Origin of the sequence: Xenorhabdus hominickii (assembly GCF_002632725.1) — a bacterium.
GTDB lineage: Bacteria > Pseudomonadota > Gammaproteobacteria > Enterobacterales > Enterobacteriaceae > Xenorhabdus > Xenorhabdus hominickii.
This window is the reverse complement of sequence record NZ_NJAI01000007.1, coordinates 163,903-166,705: the sequence shown is the minus strand read 5'-3', so window position 1 is coordinate 166,705 and position 2,803 is coordinate 163,903. Positions and strand designations below refer to the sequence as shown.

Sequence of the window (2,803 nt, the reverse complement as noted above, 5' to 3'; positions counted from 1 at the left end):
ATAGGAGATCAGCCCATCGAGTAGCATCAGTTTTAGCTGACTCCTCAAAGGCTCATTCCTAAATAAAGGCTCGATGTTTAGATTGGCGCTGCGGTGCGCAGTGAAATGCAGATACAAAAAAGCCACCACGGATGTGATGGCTTGGGTCGTTGTGCAATAGACTGATTTTAAATTTGATTAGATACTGCTTTAAGTCTTTCTTTTACTATTTTTACAACTTTCTTTTCACTCTTTCCGAGTCGCTAATATTTTCCATACTGATAATCAATTAAAAATATTTATTTAACACTATTGAAAGATCAAAATACGACCACATATTTATTGCGTCAATCTATAGTGGATTGGCCTTGTGACCACCAATTTGTAAGAGGAAATACCATGGCGCAAAATCCTGGCACCAACACAGGAAAGAATGGCGGTATTTTTCAGGAAATAGGCCCTCGTGGTGGCAAAAAAGATAATTTTGCTACAGTAAGGGATAATGAAAAACTACCACCAACCACCAAACCCGGTCATCAATGGGAACAAATCGAGCGCACTCCTGATAGCTCCCGTAAGTAATTATTGACCTGCCAAGGCTAGATTATGTTGTACTAGCCTTTTCGATTCGCTCAGCCATGTAATCATTAACTTTTTTTGCTACCCAACCGGCAATGTAGGCCAAAGGCTCCTGATTGGCGAAACTCACTTTAATTCTTACCAAATCTAAAACCCGCCAAGCCACATGTACACACTCATGAACCAGTATTTCGGTGCTATAACTATCTGGATTCAGAAACGTAAGTGTTATAATGTCAACTCCTGATTCATCATCGTTTACCACACGAACTTGAGCCGCATAGTTTCGGTACAGGAAGCCACTACCAAACCTCGCCTCTGCATCTTCTACTTTACTGAAAACTAGTACCTTCACTTTGTACAATGGGATAGTTAATTCTAGAAATAACTTTTCACTCATGGTTCATTTCTCTCTTCTGCACTGCCCCCTAACCTACTCCCGCCACCCAGTATCATTGGTTCTGAGGTGGCAAGGCGTTCCATTGTTTAGCAAGAGGGAATGCCTCTGGATACTGTTTCTTGTCCTGCCAGTGGTTTTCTATCGCTTCACTCATACGACGCATCCAATCAGCCAGTTTTAGTGCTGCATCTTTTTCATTTTCAAATGACGGTATTTTGTCGAACTGCATTGAAGCCTTGAAGCTGTCAAAATCCGCTTTTTCTATAACCAGCGTTTGCTCCAGCGTAGTCTGCTCACCACGATCAATTACAGTGTATTTAGAAGTAGATGTTCGCTTTTGCCTGTTCTTCTCAAAGTAAACCAAGTCAACTTCCGTTTTCATTTCTTCACCTTATAACACTCGGTATTCACGTAATCCCTCAATCCAAGGAACTGGCTTTCGAGGGTTTCAAGTTCTCCGAGGAGACGTACATAATCTTGTTCAGCGTCTTTCTCCAGTCTGGCGGGTCTTGAACTATCCACGCCGGAGGAGGCAGAGGCTTCACGCACGGGACACTCGGCTTTGACGAACACGCGCTGAGTGTTAGTGCGCAAATTGTCACTGAGCTGATCAATCTTAGATTTAGCATTGGCAAGTACCTTAAGACGTTTAACATCCTGTTCATGCAGCATATCAATGTGCGTGTTTTGGTCGTTGATACGGTCAGTCAGTTGCTGGATTTCATCGGACTGATAGTCGTTGGTGATTTTCTGTTTCACATACTCAGAACGGTAATAATAAGCTACTGCTGCCATCCCTATCAGAGCCATGATCGTGTAATGGGTTGCGCTGAGTTTCATGACAAAAACATCTGTTGCTCAGATGCCCTGCGCTTAGCCAGCCCGTTCATCACCTTACCTGCCGCTTTATCCCATCGGGGAAACTCCGCCGCCGCACCTTTGTAGTCACCGGCATTGAGTTTCTTAAACAAGGTAGAGCGAACAAAGTTGCCCGCACCGCAATTGAAGATAAAGGAGCACAGGGCATCAAACTGACCTTGAGTCAGTGGCACCTTAACCGCTGTTTCCAGCGTGATGTAAATAGGTTGTAAATCTTCATGCAAGAAGGCTTCGGCCTGCTGCTCAGTAATCACATCGCCTTTCTTAACGCCTTGTGTATGCCCGTAGCCAATCGTCCACGGGATGCCACCCGTTGCAGGATCGGGATAGGCTTTCAGTTTCAGGCCTTCCCATTGCTGGATGAAGCCCAGACCGTTTTTACTGATTTTCATCAGAGGATGTCCCCGCTCTTTTCTCTGCCGCCTTACGCAGCAATTGGCCGATAAAGTCCGTTCCCAGATAGCCAATCACCACACTGCCGATGTAGGCCAAGTCAGGATTCAGACCGATAAGATTTAATACATCACGTATGAACCACGCGAACATGGCACACATAAAGGCGTCGATAGAGACACGCAGCCATCCGCCACCGTTGTAGCGACCGCGAAGGAAGGCCATCGACCCTGCAAGGGTTGCCCCGATGCCTTGCTCTCGTATCGAAATGAGCCAGTCACCCAGATGCACCCAGAAATCAGGATTCTCTTTCATCTTCATAATCCACCCCATTAGAACAATGGGCGTCCGTGGGGTGAGTTATGTCAGCCCCGGTGAGTTGAGTTAATAGGAGGTCGATATGGGAATAGGAATAGGTGAGAGTTAAGTTAAGCTGTCAGCTTAAATACTTTAAATCCCGATGACTGAGATTCAGTTTTGTATTTTTCAATACTCAATCTCATTCTTTGTTTTCCCAGTTCGGTTAAGTTAAGCGGCTTACCCAATTCATTTAAGTAATCCATAGACGCTTTT

6 protein-coding genes are annotated in these 2,803 nt (G+C 44.8%); 1 reads left to right on the top strand and 5 read right to left on the bottom strand.

Annotated features, from left to right (window positions below; genetic code table 11):
* The first annotated feature begins 378 nt into the window (after positions 1-378).
* Positions 379-561, top strand: a complete 183-nt coding sequence (locus tag Xhom_RS19695) for a hypothetical protein (protein ID WP_069316136.1) — start codon at positions 379-381, stop codon at positions 559-561.
* 22 nt (positions 562-583) lie between these two features.
* Here Xhom_RS19695 and Xhom_RS19690 read toward each other — a convergent pair whose 3' ends face one another.
* The 5 genes from Xhom_RS19690 to Xhom_RS19670 are packed head-to-tail and all read right to left on the bottom strand — an operon-like array spanning position 584 to position 2,545.
* Positions 584-958 (bottom strand): hypothetical protein, encoded by a 375-nt coding sequence (locus tag Xhom_RS19690; RefSeq protein ID WP_069316137.1) that lies wholly within the window; start codon positions 956-958, stop codon positions 584-586.
* 52 nt (positions 959-1,010) lie between these two features.
* On the bottom strand, positions 1,011-1,340 hold the full coding sequence (locus tag Xhom_RS19685) for a hypothetical protein (RefSeq protein WP_069316138.1): 330 nt from the start codon (positions 1,338-1,340) through the stop codon (positions 1,011-1,013).
* Positions 1,337-1,798, bottom strand: a complete 462-nt coding sequence (locus Xhom_RS19680; RefSeq protein WP_069316139.1) for a lysis protein — start codon at positions 1,796-1,798, stop codon at positions 1,337-1,339. Before Xhom_RS19680 ends, Xhom_RS19685 begins: the two co-directional genes overlap by 4 nt.
* Positions 1,795-2,229: a lysozyme gene (locus tag Xhom_RS19675; protein ID WP_069316140.1), complete on the bottom strand. Its 435-nt coding sequence runs from the start codon at positions 2,227-2,229 to the stop codon at positions 1,795-1,797. Before Xhom_RS19675 ends, Xhom_RS19680 begins: the two co-directional genes overlap by 4 nt.
* A complete protein-coding gene (locus Xhom_RS19670) occupies positions 2,216-2,545 on the bottom strand; it encodes a phage holin, lambda family (protein ID WP_198148777.1) in 330 nt (109 codons plus the stop codon). Before Xhom_RS19670 ends, Xhom_RS19675 begins: the two co-directional genes overlap by 14 nt.
* Between the last annotated feature and the right edge of the window lie 258 nt (positions 2,546-2,803).

Bases quoted from the DNA above. Each gene is read 5' to 3' on its own strand.
- Xhom_RS19695 (WP_069316136.1), top strand. From the start codon at position 379: ATGGCGCAAAATCCTGGCACCAACACAGGAAAGAATGGCGGTATTTTT.
- Xhom_RS19690 (WP_069316137.1), bottom strand. From the start codon at position 958: ATGAGTGAAAAGTTATTTCTAGAATTAACTATCCCATTGTACAAAGTG.
- Xhom_RS19685 (WP_069316138.1), bottom strand. From the start codon at position 1,340: ATGAAAACGGAAGTTGACTTGGTTTACTTTGAGAAGAACAGGCAAAAG.
- Xhom_RS19680 (WP_069316139.1), bottom strand. From the start codon at position 1,798: ATGAAACTCAGCGCAACCCATTACACGATCATGGCTCTGATAGGGATG.
- Xhom_RS19675 (WP_069316140.1), bottom strand. From the start codon at position 2,229: ATGAAAATCAGTAAAAACGGTCTGGGCTTCATCCAGCAATGGGAAGGC.
- Xhom_RS19670 (WP_198148777.1), bottom strand. From the start codon at position 2,545: ATGAAAGAGAATCCTGATTTCTGGGTGCATCTGGGTGACTGGCTCATT.